Origin of the sequence: Streptomyces sp. NPDC050704 (genome assembly GCF_040654355.1) — a bacterium.
Lineage (GTDB): Bacteria > Actinomycetota > Actinomycetes > Streptomycetales > Streptomycetaceae > Streptomyces.
The window spans coordinates 1-21,101 of sequence record NZ_JBFAHW010000157.1 but is presented as its reverse complement, the minus strand read 5'-3'; the positions used below and the strand labels follow the sequence as shown (position 1 = coordinate 21,101).

The following is a 21,101-nucleotide window of genomic DNA, read 5'->3' as shown; positions in this document are numbered from 1 at the left end:
CCTCCGCCAGCGCCCTCCACAGGCCCATCGCGCCGTCGCCGACCACGAGCATCGGGTCGTGCATCCCGCGCCGCCGACAGTCGCGCAGCAGGTCCGCCCAAAATATGGGTAGTTCGGTCAGGAGGCGCGCATTTGCGTGACTTCGCTGACCGCGGATGAGGACGACGAAACCGGCCGACAGCACGAGGAGAAGCCCCGAGGCTACGTGGGACCGGTGAACACGCGCAGTCGTGCGCGGCAGACGTTGCACCGCCGATATGAACAGCAGTTCTTGATCATGGTCATCGGAGTGCTCTGCCAGCGCAATGCCCACCATGTCCGCGAACTCCGTTGCGGCGGCCATCTCGACGAGGGCCGCCACCCCTCCGTTCGCGACTTTTTCCCCGCGCGCTGCGGCCCGCCGGGCGAGGATCTCCGCGTCGTAGGCGGCAAAGTTGTCACGGCACCTGATGTCGCCAAGCGCAGCGGACGTCCGCATTGCAGGCAGTTGGGCTTCGACTCCGCGGACGCATGAGGTAGGAAGACATCCGTGACCGAACCGCCCCAGGCCGCCACCCAGCACGCGTTTGTCGCTCTCGCGCCGCCCGACGATGCGAAGAGGGAGCTGGCACACGCGCTTAGCCCGGCCTACGCCGCCTACCCCGACCTGCGCTGGAACCGCATCGAGGACTGGCACATCACCCTGGCCTTCCTGGGTGAGCTGCCGGTGCAGGCCGTCCACCGGCTTCGTTCACCCCTCGCCGACCTGGCGGCTGCCCGCCCCTCTCTCGAACTGGCACTGCTCGGTGGCGGACACTTCGACGAGCGAGTGCTGTGGAGCGGCATCAAGGGCGATATCGACGAACTGCACGAGCTGACCGAAGCAGTACGGGCACGGATCAAGGACTGCGGCGTCGCTTTCGCCGAACGTCCGCTGCGTCCTCACCTCACGCTGGCCCGCACTCGCCGCTACGACAACGTGTCCGTAACGGCGGCGGCCGCCTGCCTCAACGGCTTCACCGGACGTCCTTGGCAGACCGAACGCCTCCACCTGGTCGGCAGCACGGAAAGAGGCCACCCAGGTCCGCGGCGCTATCAGGACGTCGACGCATGGCCACTGGCCACTGGTCAAAGGCATCCCGATCCGAAACCGCCACAGACTGCTCTGCATGAGCACCAGGACGGTTCGCGCCCTGCGATGATGCCGGCTCAGCCCCACGTGCCGTAAACCCGGCCAGACAGTCACCGCCGCCGGTCAAGCAGTCGGGCCACCGCATGCTCCCTTTGTTGCAGATTCACGCCCCGGGCAGGCGGCCGCGTACTCCGGGCCTCGCACGCCGCCGCTACAGGCCGGACCAAGATCCGGACCAGGCGCGGACCCACTTGGCTCAGCCGCAGTCAATTCCATCCATAGCCACAGGTCAGAGGCTATGGCGAGCCTGTACCACCAGCAGACGGAGAATCTGCTGTGTACCCGATAGTGGGCAACTCCACCCCTCCGCCGCCCTTGGCGCGCAGGAGGTCAGCCCGCGGGGGTATTGAAGTTGACGATCTCCTCCACCATGAGCGCGACCGCACCGGCCAACGGGTTGGTCGTTCCCATGCCCACGACGTCGGGCAGCTTGTGCGCCTCGCTCTCGGTGACGGCCACCATGCCCCAGAACGCGTTGAAGCCCGAGGGATCCGCCGGCTTGTCGGTGGCCGCCCCCACGGTCAGGACGCCTCCCGCCTCAGACACGGCCAACGCGCCCATCTGCCGCAGCGTGTCGTGATCCCGCTCCTCGGTGGCCACTACGCTCCAGCCCGCCACCTCCACCTGCCGTAGGGCGTCAAGGAGCCTGCCCGGCGCGTCCGACCCCGAGACAACGATGTCAGGCAGGACGAGGGCCACCGACCCCTGCGTCATCGGCAGGGCGGACCGGATCGCCCCGTCGAGACCGGGTCCGAACGACTCGTCCTGGTAGACGAAGACCATCTGGAAGGTGTCGGCATAGCGGGCGAGATAACTCACCGTGTCCAGCTTGTGTGTTCCGAACGCGACGACCAGGCGCACATTGAGCCCGCTCTTGGCGAGTTCGACGACGGCTTCCAAGCTGCGGTCCAGCACGGTGACCCCGGGAGCCAGACAGTGCAACTCCTTCGGGTAGGGCGCCCCGAAACGTGTTCCGTATCCGGCACAGGGCAGGATGACCGAAACATCAGGTACGGGTGTGGACGAACTCTGCATCGCGTGGCACTCCGATTGTGTGGACGATGGGGGATCTTGCACACCTCGCCGAGCACAGACTGCCCAGAGCCAGGCGACGCCGAACCTCCGACCCCACGCGCACCGTAACCACCGAGACCGCTGTGCCCAGTAACTCCGGAGGGCACAAGTCTGCTGCGAAACAGCCGAATTGAGCGCCGCCACCGCCCCGGGCCTGGGCGGAAACGACAGAAGCGCATGGACGATCCGACAAAACCCGATGAAAACCAATGAAACCCAATGAAAGAGGACGTTGAATGCGGGTGCTGTTGTCTACATACGGGACACGTGGCGACGTCGAACCGCTGGTGGCACTCGCGGTGCGGCTACGGGCGCTCGGCGCGGCGGTCCGGATGTGCGCCCCGCCGGACGAGGAGTTCGCCAAGCGGCTCACAGGTATCGGAGTGCGGCTGGTCCCGGTCGGGCCACCTGTCAGGGAGTTGATGCGCGGGAAGACCCTGCCCTCGGCAACGGATCTGGCCCGCTACCGGAACGAGTTGGTCGAGACACAGTTCGGCACCTTCCCCTCCGCGTTCGACGGATGTGACGTGGTGGTGGCGGCAGGTCTGGGCCAGGTCGCCGCGCGATCTGTCGCCGAGGCCGCGGGCATCCCCTACGTGTACGTGAGCTACGCGGCGGTCCACCTGCCGTCGCCGCACCACGCGCCACCGCCGCGACCGGGCTGGCCGGAACCCGAGGTCGCCGGCAACCTGACGCTGTGGGAGCTGGATGCCCACAACGTCGACACGCAGTTCGCGGAGGCGCTCAACGGTCACCGGACGGCGCTCGGTCTGCCGCCGGTGGACAACGTGCGCGATCACATCCTCACCGGCCGTCCGTGGTTGGCGGCGGACCCGGTCCTGGGGGCGTGGCAGGAGACCCCCGGCCTTGACGTCGTACAGACAGGCGCATGGACCCTCGCGGACGAACGGCCCCTCCCGGCGGACCTGGTGAGGTTCCTGGACGCGGGCAGCCCGCCGGTGTATGTGGGCTTCGGCAGCATGTCCCCGGCCGAAGGCATCGGCGGCATGGCCGTCGATGCGATCCGCGCACAGGGGCACCGGGTGCTCGTGTCCCGTGGCTGGGCGGACCTGGATCTCATCGACGACGGGGACGACTGCTTCGCCATCGGCGAGGTCAGCCATCAGAATCTTTTCCGCAAGGTGGCCGCTGTGGTCCACCACGGTGGCGCGGGTACGACGTTGACGGCGGCCCGGGCGGGCGTGCCGCAAGTGGTGATACCTCTCCAGCTGTCGGACAACCCGTACTGGGCCGGCCGGGTGGCGGCGTTGGACCTCGGTGCGGCCCTCGACGCGACGACCACCACCGTCGAATCCCTGGGCATCGCGCTCAAGACGGCTCTGTCACCCGAGACCCGGGCGCGTGCGAAGTCCCTGGGCAGCCGGCTCCGCACCGACGGAGCGGAGGTGGCCGCGCGCCGGCTGGTCGAGGAGTCGCGGTGAACGGCGCCGGCCCGTAGTACCCGTATCACTCGGACCGATTCGGGCGAAGGGGCCCCGGGCGGGATGAACCCGTGCGGGGCCCCTTCGCCATGTGGGGCCCGTGGGCCCGCAGTTGATCGTGCTGCGGCTGACACCGTGCCCTCGGTTGCTAGCGTTCATGTTCATGGATGACGGCGTGTACGTAGGAAATGCGGGCAAGGACGCGACGGTGAACCGGGGATGGCTGCTCGGGCACTTCATGGAGTGGGGCGATCCCCGCCACAGTGACGCCGTCGAGGTGAAATGGGGTGTCCATCCACGCGGTGAGCGACGAACGCAGTGGGTGCGGGGCGAGGTGCGGACAGCTCTGCTGGTGCTCATCACGGGACGCTTCCGTATGGAGTTCCCCGGCCGCAGCGTGCTGCTGGAGCGGCAGGGCGACTACGTGGTCTGGGGCAAGGGGGTGGATCACTCCTGGTTCGCCGAGGACGACTCGGTGGTCTTGAGCTTGCGCTGGCCTTCCGTCCCCGGATACGCCGTCCGCGACTGACCTCATATGGTCCGCTACCTTCAGGAAAACCCTTAATGTCGCCCGCCGAGCGCAAACAGTATTCCGTCACCGAATGGATGTGGCGTTGGTCACGGTTGACCACCCAATCGGAGCGCATTTAGCATCAATGGAAATGAGCCACCACATGGGCGGCCGAATAAACAGAACCGTCCACAATCGCCACTCTGCATGCACCTCGCTCAACTTTACAGAGCCCTCCCGCCTCCCCCGCGTTGCCCGCAGCGCAGCGCGACGACGGCGCTGACCAGGCCGGATAGCCGATCGCCCCAGCTAGGGCCCTACCGAAGGGCCCAGCCCTGTAGGCATTGTTCAGAGCGCGCTTCGACCGATTTTCGCCGCGCTCCCTTCTCGTGAAGGGTAATCCGTGTCTTTACCCAGAATCGCAGTCAATAATCGTTCCGACGAAGAGACGAAATCCGCGCCTTTGTCACTGGGGCAGGAGCGTCTGTGGGTCATGGCACGCATGGACGGAGACGTCAGTGCCGCCTACAACGAACCGATGCCCTTCGATATCCGGGGACCGCTGGACCGGGAACTCCTCATCGACGCGCTGCAGCTGCTCTCAGCCCGGCACGAGGCCCTGCGCACCCGGCTGGTGCCCTCCGAGGGGTCGGCTCTGCAAGTCGTCGATCCACCGGACACGAGGTTCCCGGTGACCTTCGAGGATCTGACGGGACTGCCGGACGGGGCCGAACGGTTCACGCGCATACGGTCGGAGATGGAGGGCACCCCGTTCCGTCTGGGCGAGGAGCCCATGGCGCGCGGCTGCCTGATAGCGCTCCGACCGGACCATCACGTACTGATCCTGGTGGCACATCACATCATCTTCGACGGCTGGTCCCGCTCACTGCTGCTGCGAGAGCTGGGCCTGGTGTACTCCGCGCTTCAGCGGGGGCAGGACGTCCCGCTGCCCGAACTGACCTGGCAGTACAGCGATTACACGCGCTGGCAGTGGGAGTGGATGTCGGGAGACGAGCCCGCCTCGCACGCCGACTACTGGACCACCGCACTGGCCGGCACCCCGGCCGTGATCTCCCTGCCCACCGATCGGCCCCGCCCACCCGAACAGGACTTCCACGGCGACCGGTTGCCCGTGACCGTCGACGAGGACCTGACCCGCGCCCTGCGCGCGCTGGCCTCCGACAACGATGTCTCCCTCTACGCGACCGTCCTCACCGGCTGGTCCGTGCTGCTGTCCCTGCTCTCCGGGCAGGACGACATCGTGGTCGGCGCGCCCACGTCGAACCGCCGACGCGGGGACGTCGAGGATCTGATCGGCTTCTTCGTCAACACCCTCGCCCTGCGCGCGGACCTGTCCGGTTCGCCCACCGTCAAGGACGCCCTGAGCCGGGTGAACCGGCGCGTCCGTGACGCCCTCAAGCACGTCGACCTCCCCTTCGAGCGTGTCGTCGAACTGGTCAACCCACCGCGGAGCCCCGCCTACACGGCCCTGTTCCAGACCATGTTCGCCTGGGTCCCCTCCATGCGGAAGGAACTCGAACTTCCGGGACTGCAGGTCGAGTTGCGGGAGGACGCCGCCCACGTACCCGCGAAGTTCGACATGGTCCTGGCCCTGGCCGACGAGGGCCGGCACCTCACCGGGGAGATCGACTTCGCGGTGGCGCTCTTCGACCGGGCGACGATCGAGCGGTGCATACGCCAGTTCCTTCGCGTACTGCGTCTGATGACCGAGCGGCCCGATGCCGAGGTCGCCGACCTGACACTGCTCGACGAGGACGAGCAGCGGGCGCTCCTCGCCGACTTCAGCGCAGGGCCAACCGTAGCCGATCCGGCGTCGGCGGGCGTGCTGGAGCGCTTCGCCGCGCAGGTCCGCGCACGTCCCGGGCAGTGTGCGGTGGTGGCCGACGACGCGGAGTTGGACTACGCGACGCTCGACCGCCGGGCCAACCGTCTCGCCCATGCGCTGATCGCCCGCGGTGCCGGTCCCGATCGTGTGGTGGGCCTGCACGCCGGACGCACGGCCGAACTGGTCGTCGGCGTGCTCGGCATCCTCAAGTCCGGAGCCGCCTACCTGCCCCTCGACCCCGGCCAGCCTCCGGAGCGGCTCACCGCCATGGTGAGCGACGCCGCACCGGTCCTCGTGCTGACCGACCGGAGGGACACCCCGGACGACGACGGACAGCCGTGGGAGCACCTGGCGAAGGTGGAGGCAGAGGGGACTCACGACGAGGCGCCGGCCATCGACACGGACCGGACCCGGCTCGCCTACGTCATCTACACCTCGGGATCGACCGGCCGTCCCAAGGGCGTGGCGGTGACGCACGGCAGCGTCGTCAATCTCTTCGACCACTGGCGCGAACTCATGGGGGACGCCCCCGGCGAGGCGTCCTCGGCCTGGTCGAGCATCGGATTCGACGCGTCGGTGCACGAACTCCTGGTCCCGTTGACCACCGGCGCCGTGCTCCACCTGGTGCCCGACGAACTCCGCACAGACCCGCGGGCGTTGCTGAACTGGATGCGCGATCGCAAAGTGACCCAGGCGTTTCTGCCCCCGTCCTACGTCCTGTGGATCGGCGAGGATCCGGCCACCCGCCTGGCCGGGTCGAGCCTGCGTCAGCTTCTCACCGGAGTGGAATCCCTGCCTGAGAGCACCCTGCACCGCATGCGTGAGCTGCTGCCCGGTCTGCGCATCTGCTTCGGCTACGGACCGACCGAGGCCACGCTCTACTCCACCGCCTACACCGACCCACAGCCGTACGAGCGGTCGTGCCCCATCGGACGGCCGCTGCGCGGCACACGCCTGTACCTGCTCGACGGCCGAATGCGCCCGGTGCCCGTGGGAGTTCCCGGAGAGGTCTACCTCGGCGGAGCGAGTCTGGCCCGGGGATATCTGAATCGCCCCGACCTCACCGACGAACTCTTCGTGCCCGACCCGTTCGTTCCCGGTGAACGCCTTTACCGCACCGGCGACTTGGCGCGCTGGCTGCCGGACGGCAACGCCGAGTACGTCGGCCGCCGCGACGACCAGCTCAAGCTGCGCGGCTTCCGTATCGAACCCGGCGAGGTCGAGGCGGCGCTGCTGGCGGTCCCCGGGGTGCGGGAGGCCGTCGTCCTGGCCGATCGCGACGCACCCGGTGGCCCCCACCTGGTCGCCGGTGTGGGATGTGACGCCGGGGCCGCGCGGATGCCGTACGAGTGGCGTGCGGCCCTCAAGGACCGGCTGCCGGACTACATGATCCCCGCCGTGGTGGCCGAGTTCCCTCGACTGCCGCTGAACCGCAGCGGCAAGGTCGACCGGGCAGAGGTGCTGCGCGCCGCGGCCGGAACCCGCGCGGGGCAGGTCAACACGGCCGCGCCCCGCGACCATGTGGAGATGGCCCTGTACCGGGTCTGGCGCGGGGTGCTGCTGCACCCGGACATCGGGATCGGTGACAACTTCTTCGAGCTGGGCGGCACTTCGATATCGGCGATCAAGATGGCGTCCGCCGTCCAGGAGGCACTCGGCGTCGCCCTGCCCGTCCGGGACGTCATGCTGCACCCCACCATCGAGGCGCTCGCCGAGCGGGTGCGCGCGGGCGGCGATGCCGCGCGGTCCGCGGAACTCGGCAGCCTGGTCGAATTCCGTGCGGGCGGCGGCCGGCAGCGTGTGGTGTGTGTGCACCCCGCAGGCGGCACCGCGTTCTGCTACCTGCCGCTGTCCGCCGAACTGGCCGACGACATCGGCGTGGTGGGGCTTCAGGCGCCCGGCATCAATCCCGGCGAGTCCACCCTGCCCGGTGTCGAAGCGATGGCCGAGGAGTATCTGCGGCTCGTCTGCCCCCGCGCCGACGAGGCACTGGTGCTGTGCGGGCTCTCCTACGGCGGTCTGATCGCGTACGAGATGGGCCGCCGCCTGATGGCGGCCGGACACGAGAGGGTGAGCGTGGTCCTCCTCGACACCCACGGTGCCCAGGACGACGAGCAGCGCGCCGCGATCGCGCCGGTCGGCATGGCCGAGTTCCGGGAGAAGCTGGTGCGCTTCAACGGCATGTATCCGGGCATCGACGACGACCAGGTGGCCCGGTACCTGAACGTCTACAACCACCATCGCGAGACAGGGCGCGACTACGCCGTACCCGAATCGCCCGCCCGTGTCGTGCTGATGCAGGCGACGGCCGTGGAGGACGAGGACGCGGACGTCGAGGGTGCTGCCGCTCGTCTACGCGCGTTCTGGCGGCATCGCGTCAGCGGTGAGTTCGTGGTCGAGCCGGTTGCCTGCGGTCACTGGGACATGCTGGAGAGCGACGAACTGCCCCGCGTCGCCGCCGTCCTCACCGCCGAACTGCACCGGTCGGCATCCACCCCCGGCCAGGGCGAGACGGAGAGCACAGCACCTTCAGGCACGTCGGAGGCACGATGAAACCGCGCGTCGAAACGTCCCCCACCGACGTGGTCGAGGACCCCGGCGCCCCGGCCGGGATTGCCATGGAGATTCACCGCCGGGCCCTTCGCACACCACACGCCGAGGCGGTCGTCGACGGCGAAGTCCGCCTCGACTACGCGACGTTGAACGTGGCAGCCGCGACCGTCGCCCAACAGCTGGAGCGCCACGGCATCACCGCGGGGCAGGCGGTGGCGGTGGCGATGCCACGGTCATGGCGGCTGGTCGGCGTGATGCTGGGCATCCTGCGGCTGGGAGCGCGGGTCGTGCCCCTCGACACACAGAGCCCCGCCGAACGCCGTCACTTCATCCTCCGGGACTCCGCCGCGGTCGCGCTGGTGTACGAGACGATCGAGAGCGTCACCGAGCTCCCGCAGAATGTGAAGGCGCTCGCTGCGGACGCCCTTCTGCCCGAACTCCCGGACGCCGCAGCCACCGTGGAAGCCCCGTCCGCCCCCGGCGAGGTGTCCTTCCTGTTCTACACCTCCGGAACGACGGGGCAGCCCAAGGGAGTCGAGGTCCGGGACACCGGAGTCCGGCGACTGGCACAACCCGGCTACATCCGCGTCGAGCCCGGTCTGCGCTATGCCTGCCTGGCCAATCCAGCGTTCGACGCGCTGAGTTTCGAAGTCTGGGTGCCCCTGCTGACCGGTGGCTGCTGCGTGGTCCTGAGCGACGACGACGTGCAGACTCCCGAGCGGCTCGACGCGGCACTGCGGCAAGGGCGCGTGCACACCGTCTTCATCACCACGGCGCTGTTCAACGCGATGGTCACGGCTCTGCCGGACTGCTTCGCCGCGGCCGGCGAGGTTCTTGTGGGCGGTGAGCAGCTCAACCCCCACGTGATGCGCCGCTGGTACCGGCACAACGCCGGCAGCCGCACCCGTCTGTTCAACGTATACGGGCCGACGGAGTCCACCACCTTCGCCCTGTGCCATCCGATCCCGCGGGACTTCGACGGGGACGTGGTGCCGATCGGCCGGCCCTTGCCGCAGAGCGGTGCGGTCCTGGTCGTACCGGGCCAGGAGCGGGTCGCCGCGCCCGGTGAGGTCGGTGAACTCCTGTTGACGGGAGCCGGACTCGCCGCCGGATACCGCAACCTTCCCGAGGAGACCGAGCGGCGTTTCGTGCGGCTGCCGTGGCTCGACGGTGGCGAGGAGCGGTACTACCGCACCGGTGATCTCGTCCGGGCCGACGACGAGGGCCTGGTGCGATACGTCGGACGAACCGACCGCCAGGTCAAGGTCCGTGGCTTCAGGATCGAGCCCGGCGAGGTGGAACGGCACGTCCTGGCCCACCCGGCGGTCCAGCGGTCGCACGTGTGCACGCGCCGCGTGGGCCAGGAGGGGCCCAACGAACTGCTGGCATTCGTCGTCCTCCGTCAGGATCTCTCCTACGAGGAGTTCGACGGCCACCTGGCGGCCCGGTTGCCCGCCTACATGCGTCCCCACCAGATCCATCTCGTGGCCGAACTGCCGCTCAGCGCAAACGGCAAGGTCGACCAGGCCGCCCTGCTGCGGCAGGCCGACCGGCCTTGGCGGCCCATATCCTCCGGCTCCAGGGGACCGGCCATGACGGAGACGGAGCGTCAGGTCGTCGAACTGGCAGAGGAGATACTCGGGGCCACCGGTCTCGGGCTCGGCGACCGGTGGATCGCCCACGGCGGTGATTCGTTGAAGGCGCTCCGGTTCTGCTTCGCCGTACGACAGCGATGGGGCCGCGAGCTGACCCAGGCGGCCGTCCTCCAAGGCGACCTGGCCGCCGTCGCCCGGTCGCTCGCCACGGTCGGTCCCGGCGAGGAGAGCACCTCGCCGGCACCGGTGGTGTCCGGTGCCCGCTCGGCACCCGCCACCAGCGAACAGCAGCGCCTGTGGCTGGTACAGCGCCGCACCCCGGGGTCCCGGGCCTACTCCGTCAACCAGGCCTACCTCGTGGACGGACCCGTCGACACCACTGCCCTCCGGCGAGCGCTGCGCGACCTGGTGACACTCCACGCGGCGCTGCGGACGGGCTTCGGCCTCGGGCCGGACGGCCTGGAGCAGACCGTCGGCGAGCCGTACGACCCCTGGCACGAGCCGAGCCCCCGGCAGGCCTGGGACGAGGAAGAAGCGCACGCCTTCGCCGACACCTTCTTCGCCGAGCCCTTCGACCTCGCCGTCCCCCGCATGCTCCGGGCCTGCTGGCTGCCGCGTGACGGCGGCGGCACGCTCCTGCTGCACCTGCACCACATCGCCGTGGACGGCTGGTCGTTGAGCATCCTGCTGCGCGACTTGTCGGCCGCCTACGCCGAAAGCGTCCGGCCCGCGGAACCCGCTCCGACCCCGCTGGACTTCGCCGTCTGGCAGAGCGACCGGTTCGCGAGCCCGGCCTACCAGGCGCAGCTCGATGAACTCCTCACGTTCTACCGGGGACTGGAGGAGCCGCAGGAGCCGCTGCCCGCCCGGAACGCGGGCCCGGCACCGCGGGCGCACCTGCTGCACACATCGCTCGACGTCGTTCGGCGGGCCGAAGTGGAGCAGCTGTGCGCCGAGTTCGGCCTGACCCGGTTCCAGGTCCTGCTGACCGTGTTCTCCTGGTGTCTGTACGGCGTGACCGGCCTGGTCCGTCCGCGCATCGCCGCCCCGGTCGCGGGCCGCCCGGTGCGCGAGTTCGAGAACAGCGCGGGCATGATGGCGAACACCGTGCTGCTGCCCCTGGCCGTCGCGCCGGATGAGGACCTGCGCTCACACCTCGCCCGCGCCAGGACCGGTACCGGGCAGGTACTGGGGCGCCAGGACGTGGCGTTCACGGACGTCCTGACCGGCTGGGACGGCGTCGGCGACGGCACGCCGTTCGACTTCCTGTTCGTCCTGGAGAACACCGACTTCGGGGCGCTGCGGCTGCCCGGCTGCGCCCAGCGCCCCCTGTGGTGGGCGGCGCCGGAGGCCAAGTGCCCGATGACGGTCTCCGTGGTCGAGCACGCGGACGGACTCGACGTGCTGTGGGAGTACGCCGAGGACCGGTTCACCGGCGAGGACGTCGAGGCGATGGCGCAGCTGCTGCGGCGAGGCGTGGACGCGCTCGCGGCCGGTGGCCGCTCCACCGCCCGTGAACTCGTCGCGCCGTACCGGCGCTCCCTTCCGGAGCACGGGCGCGGACCCGCGCCGGAACCCGGCTTCACCACGATCGCCGAAGGCTTCGGCCGGCAGGTCGCCCGCACTCCGGATGCCCCGGCCGTCGTCACGGCCGACGGCGGCACCCTGAGCTACGCGGCCCTCGACGCCCGTGCCGCGGCCCTTGCCACGGAACTGGCCGACCGCTATCCGATCCCGGCCGACGACAGCCCCTGCCGGGCGGCCCTGTACCTGGATCCCTCCGTCGAACACGTGGTGGCGCTGCTGGCGCTGGCACGGCTGAACGTCACCGCCGTCCCCCTCGACCCCTCCTACCCGGCCGATGTGCTGCGCCGTGTCCTGGAACAGATCGACCCGCTGTGCGTGCTGGCCACGCGGGACAGCTCGCCGACGCTGGACACGCTGCTCCCGGACGGTGTGGTGCGCCACCTCGTCGTACCGGTGGACCCTGCGCCGCGGACGGGCGACGGCACGAGCGTGTCGTACGACGGGCACACGTATGAGCGAGGCGCGGTCGACGTGCCGGCGCACGACGGCATCCGCCCCCTGTACACCCTGTTCACCTCCGGTTCCACCGGCGTCCCCAAGGGCGTGCAGATACACGACCGCACACTGTGCAACCTGATCAGGTGGCAGTCCGGTCCCGGCGGCCTGACCGCCCCCGCGGCCACCCAGCAGTTCTCGATGCTGGCGTTCGACGTGTCCTTCCAGGAGATCTTCGGGACGCTGTGCACAGGTGGCAGCCTCCAGCTCATACGTCCCGAGTGGCGTCAGGACGCGCCCGCGCTCCTGGACCGGCTGGACTCCGCGGGCACCGAGCGGATCTTCATGCCCTACGTGGCCCTGCACCTGCTCGCCGAGTACGCCGTCCGCCTGAACAGGTATCCCTCCCGGCTGCGTGAAGTGGTCACCGCGGGTGAGCAGTTGGTGTGCACCGAGAGCATCCGGCGCTGGTTCGCCGGGCTCCCAGGCACGCGCCTGTTCAACCACTACGGGCCGACCGAGACACATGTGGTCAGTGCCCTGTGCCTGGAGGGAGATCCTGGGCAGTGGCCCGAGCGACCCGCCGTCGGACGCCCGGTGGCCGGCGCCGATCTGCGTGTGGTGGACGCCCAGGGCGACCCGGTACCGACCGGGTGCACCGGCGAGCTGCTGATCGGCGGCACCATGACCACCCGCTGCTATCTCGGCGAACCCTCGCTCGACGACACCCGCTTCGTCGAACTCCCCGGCGCGGGCCTGTTCTACCGCAGCGGTGACCGGGCGTTCTTCGACCGTGCGGGCCTGCTGCACTACGCGGGCCGTGACGACCAGCAGATCAAACTGAGCGGGCACCGGCTGGAACTCGGCTCCGTCGAGGCGGCCCTGCTGCGCCATCCGGCGGTGGTCAACGCCGTCGTCACACGTGACGGCGACCGGCTGACGGCCGGCCTGGAGATCCGCGGCGAGGCGCCGTCCGCCGACGACCTGACCGCGCATCTGTCCACCCTGCTGCCCTCCTACGTACGTGTGGACCGCTTCCGCAGGCTGGAGAAACTGCCCCGCACTCCCAGCGGGAAGCTGGACCGGCAGGCGGCCCTCCGGGCACCGGGGGAAGAGATACGTCGTTCCGCGCTCGCCCGCACAGGTTTGTCGGCCGAGGAGGAGCGCCTCAGCTCTGCCTTCGAGGAGGTCACCGGGTTGGTGATCGCACCGGACCGGACCTTCTTCGAGGCGGGTGCCTCCAGTCTCGCCCTGATGCGCTTCCACCTGCGCTGCACCACGGCACTCGGCCTGCGCTTCAACGTGGCGGACCTGTTCGAGCACGTCACCATCCGCTCCCTGGCCCGCCATCTCACCGTCCCACAGCCGCTCACCCCATCGGCGGCGAAGAGCGACGGGCACCCCGAACTCCCCGAACCCGGCGAACCGATCGCGGTTGTCGGCATGGCGGTACGGGTGCCCGGCGCCCCGGACCTGGCCGCCTTCTGGGAGCTGGTGGTCTCCGGCGGCACCGGAATCCGCCGCATCGACGCGCCGGAAGGAGTCGTCGGCGCGCACAGCACGCTCGACGGCATGCTCGACTTCGACCCGGGTCACTTCGGCATCAGCCCCCAAGAGGCACGTCTGATGGACCCCCAGCAGCGTCACCTGCTGATGGCGAGCGTCCAGGCCCTGGCGCACGCCGGAGTGGCGGGCACCTCGGCCACCCGGGTGGGCCTGGTGGCCGGCGCCGGGGAGAACACCTACTTCCAGTCCCTGCTGCGCGAGGCGGACCCCGCCCGACTGCCTGACGGCTTCCAGCTCGCCCTGCACCATGAAAAGGACTTCCTGGCCACCAAGGTGGCGTACCACCTCGGGCTGACCGGCCCCGCCTTCAGCGCCCAGACCGCCTGCTCCAGCTCTCTGGTCGCCGTGCACCTCGCCGCCGGTCTGCTCCGGCAGGGCGAAGCCGACGTGATGCTCGCCGGAGGAGTGCTCATCGACCCCGGGCTGACCGGCGGCTACCGCTACCGCCCGCAGCACATCTTCTCCGCGGACGGCGACTGCCGGCCCTTCAGCGACGACGCCACCGGCACGGTCGGCGCGAGCGGCGTCGGCGTCGTGGTCCTCAAGACGCTGCGGCAGGCGCGGCGCGACGGCGACACCGTCCACGCACTCATCACGGGCTCCGCGATCAACAATGACGGTGCGGCGAAGATGAGTTACACCGCGCCGTCCCTGGCCGGGCAGCGGGAGGTGATCCGGACCACCCTGTCCCGCGCCGGACGCACGGGCGCCGACCTCGGCTATGTGGAGGCCCACGGCACCGGCACCCGGCTGGGCGACCCGATCGAAGTGGGGGCGCTGCGACAGGCGTTCGACGTGAACGAGTCCGGCCGCTGCGCTCTGAGCTCCGTCAAGAGCCAGCTCGGTCACATGGGCGCGGCCGCCGGTGTGGTGGGCCTCGTACGCGCGGTTCTCGCCGTGCACCACGGGATCCTCCCGCCCAACCTCAACTTCCGTGCCTTCAACCCGGAGATCGGCCTCGATCCCGCCCCCTTCTACGTCCCGGCCGAAGCCACGCCCTGGCCGGAGGGACGCGAACGGGTGGCCGCGGTCAGCAGCTTCGGGATCGGCGGCACCAACGCCCACGTCATCGTGGAGCAGGACACCGCGCCCGGACCGGTGGTGACCCGCGAGGTACCCGGGTGCCTGGTGCTGTCGGCCTCCAGCGCGGACGCCCTCGCCGCCGACGCCACCCGGATCGCCGACTACCTCCAACTGCATCCGGAGCGGCACGGCTTCGTGCTGCGCCATCTCCAGGCCGGACGGGTCCCTCGCCGCCTGCGGACCGCGGCGCCTGTACCCGACGCCGCCGCGGCCGAGCAGTGGCTGCGCGCGGTGGCCACGGGAACGGTGCCGCCCGGTAGCGCGGACCCGGACGCCGTAACGGTCTCCGCGGCCGGTCGCACGGCCCACGACCTCGCCGAGGACTGGGCCGCCGGACGCCCTGTCGACTGGGGGGCGGGCTCCGCTTCGGCGCCCTGGGACTTCCCTCCCCCGTCCTTCTCCCTCGCGGAATACGACTTCGACCGACTGCCCGAGGAGCCGCGCGTGGCCCCGGCCGCCGCACCCCGGCGGCTGCCCCGGGAGAACTGGCTGCACCAGCCGCACTGGGTCCGGCTGCGCCGTGCCGCCGTCGCGGACACCACCGTGCCTGCCACCGTGCCGACCGGCCGCGCGTCCGCCGTGGTCGTCGTAGCCTCCGAGAGCACTCCGCAGACAGCGCTCACGCCCTTCGGAACGGTCACGTCGCGAGTAATACGGGTGTACCCGGCCGGCGTCTTCGCCCGCAGAGGACCGGACGCCTACGACGCGGACCCTGCCGATCCGGCGTCTCTGCGCCGGCTGCTCGATGCGCTGTCCGAGGACGGCGTCCCGGTCTCTGCCGACACGGAGTGGGTGCACGCCCTGCCCCTCGACGTGACGGGGCCGGTCGGTTCCGGCACCCTGGAACACGCCCGTCGCACCTGCTTGGACAGCACGGCGGCCCTGGCCCAGGCGCTGGCCGGGCGAAACGGTTCCCCACGTGTGTGGTGGCTGTCGTACGGCGCCCGGCCCGTGACGGGCCCGGTGGACAGACCTGAACTGGCGCTCCTCGCCGGGCCGGTCGAGGTCGCCCATCAGGAGTCCGCCCTGAACGGCCACTGGCTCGACCTTCCCGACGGCGACCTCACCCGCTGGGCCGGACATGTGGCCTCGGTCGTCGCCGGTACACGTGAGGCCGGTCATCGCGACGGACCGTCCCTACCGCGCCAGCTCGCGCTGCGGCAGGGTTACTGGTGGCGGCCGGGCACCTTACCCGTACCGGAGCCGGAGGGTACGCGGTCCCTCGTACCGGCCGGAGCGGACACCGTCCACCTGGTGCTCGGCGGCACGGGCGGCATAGGCCGCGCCATCGCCGCCTGGCTGCTCGAACACACCCGCGGTCGGGTCCTGTTACTGTCGAGAAACCCGCGGCTGCCCGAGGAGTTGAACGGATGGGCCGACCGCGTCGGCCTCATCCCGGCGGATCTCGCGACCATGCCCGTTCACGAAGTGGCGGCGGCCGTCGCCGGCCACACGTCACGGCTGGACGGCGTCATCCACGCGGCCGGTCTCGGACACGGCGGGCTGCTCGTACGACGTGACGCCACCGCGATGCGCAACGCCGCCGCGGTCCGCGAGAGGGGCGCACTCGTCGTCGAGCACCTGATCGGAGCCTTCCGCCCGGAGATCGCGGTCTACTGCTCCTCGATGTCCGCACTGCTCGGCGGTGTCGGCCAGAGCGACTACGCGGCCGGCGCCGGCCTCCTCGACGGCTTCGCCCACCACCGGGCCGCCGAGACGGAGGCGACCGTCCGGATCGGCATCGACTGGGACATCTGGCGCGAGACCGGAATGGCGGCCCGTGTCCTGGACACGGACAGCCGCCATCAGGCCCACCTCGCGGTCGGCCTGACCGTCGAGGAGGGCAAAGCGGTCTTCGCGCACGCCCTGGCCCTGCAACTGCCTCAACTCCTCGTGTCCACAACTGACATCGATGTCTCCCGAGTCTTCTACGCCGCTGCCGGGATCGCGGACGGGTCCTCGGGCTCCGGACCGGTGCACCCGACGGACGGAGAGGAGGGAGCCTTTGTCGCCGGCGGTTCCGGGGAGCGGGCGGACGCCATGGCCCGAGTGATCCAGGATCTGCTGGGCGTGAACGAACTGGACCCCGAGGACTCCCTCTACGACCTGGGCGCCGACTCGCTGACCCTGATCAGCCTCGTCGCCCGGATCGAGGACGACTACGGCGTCGAGTTCGACCTCGCCTCCTTCAGTCACCGCGTCAGCCTCACGGAGATCCTGAAACACATCGAGGCGGCCCTCACCTCCGCCGAGCCCACCACCGAGGCGGCCTGCAGCGCCGCCCGGGTCGTCCTCGACATCTGGCAGGAGGGAACCGGGTCGGCCGTCCTGTGCCTGGTGCACCCCGTGGGCGGAGACATCCAGGCCTACCGCTCCCTGGTGGCAGCTCTCGGACCCGCGCCGACGGTGTGCCTCATCGCCGACCCGGCACTCCGCGACCCCGAGATGCCCGCATGGTCACTGGCCGAGCGGGCCCGTCACTACGACGCGGAACTACGTGAGCGCTTCGGCGGACCGGACCACCGGCTTCACCTGGCCGGATGGTCCTACGGCGCCCGTGTCGCGATGGAGATGGCAGGCCTCGGCGAATCGGCCGGCCGGCCGCTGGAGGCGCTCTACCTTCTGGATCCGCCACCGCCCCGGGCCAAAGCGCTGGTCGCCGCCTACGACGAGGCTCATCTGGAGAAGGTGTTCGCCGCCGAACTCGGCGCCGGAGCCTCCTCGTTGCCGACCGAGCACGCGCAGGCGTACGCCGAGAGACTGGCCCGATGCTGCCGCGCGAACCTGCACAGCCTCGGGGAACATCACGTGCGGCCGCTGGTCTCCGTCCCCACGTATCTGTGGCTCGCCGAACACCCCACGGCGTGCATGCCCACTCCCGCAGACCCTCAGGAACCGGAACGGCAGTGGAACACCTGCCTGCCCCCGTCCGCCGTACGCAGGTATCTGCCCACGGACCACTACGGCATCGTCGCGGCACCCCACGTGGACACGGTGGCCGAGACCATCAGGGCGACGCTCGCGTCCCCGGGTGCCGGTGCCCGCGGAACCGCCGACCTGTAACCCCACCCCCCTCTGGAGGTTGACATGGAGCCGTACGAGCGCGAAGCACTGGAAGCGGTGACCACACGTCCCGTGTACCCCTACCGCACGCTCACCGTCGAACGGATCACCCCCGTTCTGGGGGCGGAAGTCTCCGGCGTCGACCTGTCGAAGGAGATCCCGGCGGAGCAACTGGAAGAGATCCGGGCTGCCTTCCGCGACCACCACGTCCTCGTCTTCCGCGATCAGACGATCACCGCCGAGCATCACAAGCGATTCGCCGCCGTCTTCGGCGAACCGCGCCCCGTCAACCCGCCGCCGCCCGAGGGCGATCCCTACATCCTGGAGATCCGCACGACGTCGGCCGCGGCGGACGTGGCGGGCAACGGCTGGCACGCGGACGGCACCGCCGACGCCGAACCGTCACTGGGGTCGATGCTCTACATCACCGAGATACCCGAGCCGGGATGCGGCGGCGACACCCTTTTCGCCAACATGCACCTCGCCTACGAGATGCTCTCACCGGCCATGCGCGCCCTGCTGGATCCGCTGACCGCGATACACGACGGCGCGCAGGCCCTGGCGGGATACACACCGCCCGCGGACTACGTCATCCCCAAGAGCGAACACCCGCTCATCGCCCGGCACCCCGAAACCGACCGGAAACTGCTGTACGTCAACAAGGCCTACACCAGCCGCATCCCGCAGCTCTCCGCCGACGAGAGCCGGGCCCTGCTCGACGTCCTCTTCGACATCATCGCCCGCAGGCCGGTCCTGCACTGTCGCGTCCGCTGGACCCCGGACACGCTCGTCTTCTGGGACAACCGCTGCGTCCAGCACCATGCGACGTACGACTACTACCCCTACGCCCGCTACGGCCAGCGCGTCGCCATCAACGGCGGCCCCGTCAAGGGCTGACGCCCTGAACAGGAAAGGCGTCGCGCACGGACCCCGGTCCGCGTACGACGCCTTGCCGCGCTGCCTGAGGTCGGTGTCGTTCCGGATCGACGCTCTACCCGATCGGACAGCAGACCACAGAGCGGAACGGCGACCAGTCCAACCGGCTTGCCGAGAAGCAGGGCACGCAGGAGGGCCGAGCCGTGCGGAGGTGCCGCGCATCGCGACCCGGCCGTTCTCCGTCACGATGCGGTGACCGTCTGGACAGCGGGCCCACGGACGGCTCGTCCGGCACCGGTGGCCGGGCCCGGCCGTCAGCGCCCCGTCGATGGCGAGCATCTGCTTGAGCACTCGTCCGTGACCTGGTCGCAGCTGCGATGTCGAACGGCAGTTGCTCATGCGACACATCGTTCCGGGACCTCTCGGGCATGAACCTCCAGCTCACGCAGGTCCTGGCGGTCGCCCTTTGCCGCTGTCCAGCCTGGCGGCGTGCCCGCCTGCGAGTACGTCCAGCTGCCGGCCTTGCTGCTGCTCGCGTGCAGTGCCCGACCGCACAGCCGTTTCCAGGGGCTCAGACATGGTCGCCGACCCCGATCCGCTGGTGGGTTTCCTGGGCACGTTCAGCAGCGGTGCTGGCTCCGTAGCGGCGGGGCATCTCCTGCGACGTCCAGCCGAGCAGCAGCATCAGGTCGCCGGTGTCGCCCCCGGCGCGCTTCCATTCATGGGCGAAGGTGTGCCGCCACCGGTGCGCGTGCAGCTTGACCAGCCCGGCCGCAAGGCCCCGCCGCTTGAGCATGATCTTGATGCCGTTGGGGGCCAGCGGCCGGATCCCCCGCTCGGCCAGCCACAGATCCGGCAGATCGGCCGCCTTGCGCTTGGCACGGGCCCGCAGATAACGGCTGACGGCTCGCGCGGTCCTCGGCCCGAACCTCACCCGCCGATCCTTGCTGCCCTTGCCATGGAAGCGGACGGATTCCGTGGTCAGATCGATGTCGTCGAGCAGAAGGTTACCGACTTCGGACAGGCGAGCTCCGGTATTGCAGTACAGGCGGATGATCGCCTCGTCCCGCAACTGCGCGAACTCTCTGCCCCTGCAGGTGCCGAGGACCTTCGTAGTCTCGTCGCCGCGGATGACCGGGACCAGTTTCTGCGGCAGCTTCGGCTGCCTGACGCGTTCCATCGGCGACCGGTCGATCTCGCCCTCGTCGAGCAGCAGCCACTTGAAGAACTGTTGCAGTGCCTTGTGCTTGTTCAGCGCGGTCGACGCCGAACGCGTCTCGATCATCCACACCTGGAACGCCTACCCATGCGCCCGCGTGACGTCGGTCGGATCCCCGACCGCAGCGAGCGGTCCCAGTCCCGCACAAACCCCGACCAGGTCTTCGACAGCCCCGCGGTCATCTTGTCCAGGTCCAGCAACGGCATCTTCGCCACCTCCGAGTAAAGGTGCCCATGAGCGGCATGCTCAACCTCGAAGCCGGGAACGATCTACACAGAAGAAGGGCCCCCACAGGCTCTCGCCTGCGAAGACCCTTCACACCGTCGGGACGACAGGATTTGAACCTGCGACCCCTTGACCCCCAGTTGCGGAGCCCCTGAGCGGCGTGCGACGGGTCGTTCTTCGAGGTCAGTGTTCAGCGTACTCGGCCGAGTAAAGGAGTCTGTGTCTTCGGGCATCTGCCAGACAGCCTCGTCGCCTCACGCACCGCGTCACCCGAGCCGGAGGCGGCCGGGCCGGCATCCGACACCGTCTCCAGCACCCGGAGTTGCTCCGGGGCGAGCTTGCAGCAAGCGCCGCCGGGACCCTTGGAGGCCAGGGCCTGCCGAATGCCGAAGCCGACGCCCGCCGCCAGCGGTTCGCCGACATCCGGGTCACCCTGAACCGTCGGGTCATCTCCCGGTCACTGGCCCCGCTTCGGTCAGGCCAGCGGCTGCGAGCCGGACTTGCTCACGCCGAGCCCGTTCCTCGACCGCCAAACCACCGCCATCGGGATACCTCATTCCCCCGGCATAGCGCGGCCCACGACAACCGTCACGACCCGACGTAACCCGCACCATCAAAGAACTCTGGAACGACCAGCCATCGAGTGCACTTTCGAATACGGCGGTTACGCCAGCCTTACGTGAAGGTCATCTCGGTGGAGACCGCTTCCCAGACCGAGTTGAACCAGAGATGCGACTGCTCCACAAAAGACGGGCCCCTGTCGGGGGTCCCACGTGGGCAGCATCCTCACCAAGATCGGGGTCCGGGACCGGGTCCAAGCCGTGATCTTCGCCTACGACGCCGGCCTCGTCAGGC

The 21,101-nt window shown here is 69.8% G+C and carries 9 protein-coding genes and 2 pseudogenes; 8 read left to right on the top strand and 3 right to left on the bottom strand.

What is annotated here, in order from left to right:
- A pseudogene (locus AB0I18_RS46940) lies at positions 1–478 on the bottom strand (hypothetical protein); the annotation flags it as partial.
- Positions 479–529: 51 nt separating this feature from the next.
- Here AB0I18_RS46940 and thpR point away from each other — a divergent pair.
- Positions 530–1,207 (top strand): RNA 2',3'-cyclic phosphodiesterase, encoded by a 678-nt coding sequence (gene thpR, locus AB0I18_RS46935; protein ID WP_363111971.1) that lies wholly within the window; start codon positions 530–532, stop codon positions 1,205–1,207.
- 294 nt (positions 1,208–1,501) lie between these two features.
- Here the strand turns inward: thpR and AB0I18_RS46930 are convergent, their stop codons facing one another.
- Positions 1,502–2,206, bottom strand: coding sequence for a hypothetical protein (locus AB0I18_RS46930; protein ID WP_363111970.1), 705 nt, complete (start codon positions 2,204–2,206; stop codon positions 1,502–1,504).
- 275 nt (positions 2,207–2,481) lie between these two features.
- Here AB0I18_RS46930 and AB0I18_RS46925 point away from each other — a divergent pair, with 275 nt between their 5' ends.
- The 5 genes from AB0I18_RS46925 (at position 2,482) to AB0I18_RS46905 (ending at position 18,823) form a co-directional block, all read left to right on the top strand.
- Entirely contained in the window at positions 2,482–3,687 is a 1,206-nt protein-coding gene (locus AB0I18_RS46925; RefSeq protein WP_363111969.1) for a glycosyltransferase, read from the top strand.
- Between the two features lie 163 nt (positions 3,688–3,850).
- The gene (locus AB0I18_RS46920; protein WP_363111968.1) at positions 3,851–4,216 is read left to right on the top strand and encodes a signal peptidase I; all 366 of its coding nucleotides are present in this window, start codon (positions 3,851–3,853) and stop codon (positions 4,214–4,216) included.
- Between the two features lie 385 nt (positions 4,217–4,601).
- On the top strand, positions 4,602–8,597 hold the full coding sequence (locus AB0I18_RS46915) for an amino acid adenylation domain-containing protein (RefSeq protein ID WP_363111967.1): 3,996 nt from the start codon (positions 4,602–4,604) through the stop codon (positions 8,595–8,597).
- Positions 8,594–17,926 carry an amino acid adenylation domain-containing protein gene (locus AB0I18_RS46910; protein WP_363111966.1) on the top strand — a complete coding sequence of 3,111 codons (9,333 nt, stop codon included), beginning with the start codon at positions 8,594–8,596 and terminating at the stop codon, positions 17,924–17,926. Before AB0I18_RS46915 ends, AB0I18_RS46910 begins: the two co-directional genes overlap by 4 nt.
- Positions 17,927–17,950: 24 nt before the next feature.
- Positions 17,951–18,823, top strand: coding sequence for a TauD/TfdA family dioxygenase (locus AB0I18_RS46905; protein ID WP_363111965.1), 873 nt, complete (start codon positions 17,951–17,953; stop codon positions 18,821–18,823).
- Positions 18,824–19,373: 550 nt separating this feature from the next.
- Here the strand turns inward: AB0I18_RS46905 and AB0I18_RS46900 are convergent.
- Positions 19,374–20,087, bottom strand: coding sequence for a tyrosine-type recombinase/integrase (locus tag AB0I18_RS46900; protein WP_363111972.1), 714 nt, complete (start codon positions 20,085–20,087; stop codon positions 19,374–19,376).
- A 21-nt stretch (positions 20,088–20,108) separates the two neighbouring features.
- On the opposite strand from AB0I18_RS46900, the gene AB0I18_RS46895 reads away from it, so the two are divergent.
- Both AB0I18_RS46895 and AB0I18_RS46890 read left to right on the top strand, forming a co-directional pair.
- The gene (locus AB0I18_RS46895) at positions 20,109–20,246 is read left to right on the top strand and encodes a hypothetical protein (RefSeq protein WP_363111964.1); all 138 of its coding nucleotides are present in this window, start codon (positions 20,109–20,111) and stop codon (positions 20,244–20,246) included.
- Between the two features lie 767 nt (positions 20,247–21,013).
- A pseudogene (locus tag AB0I18_RS46890) lies at positions 21,014–21,101 on the top strand (DNA-binding response regulator); the annotation flags it as partial.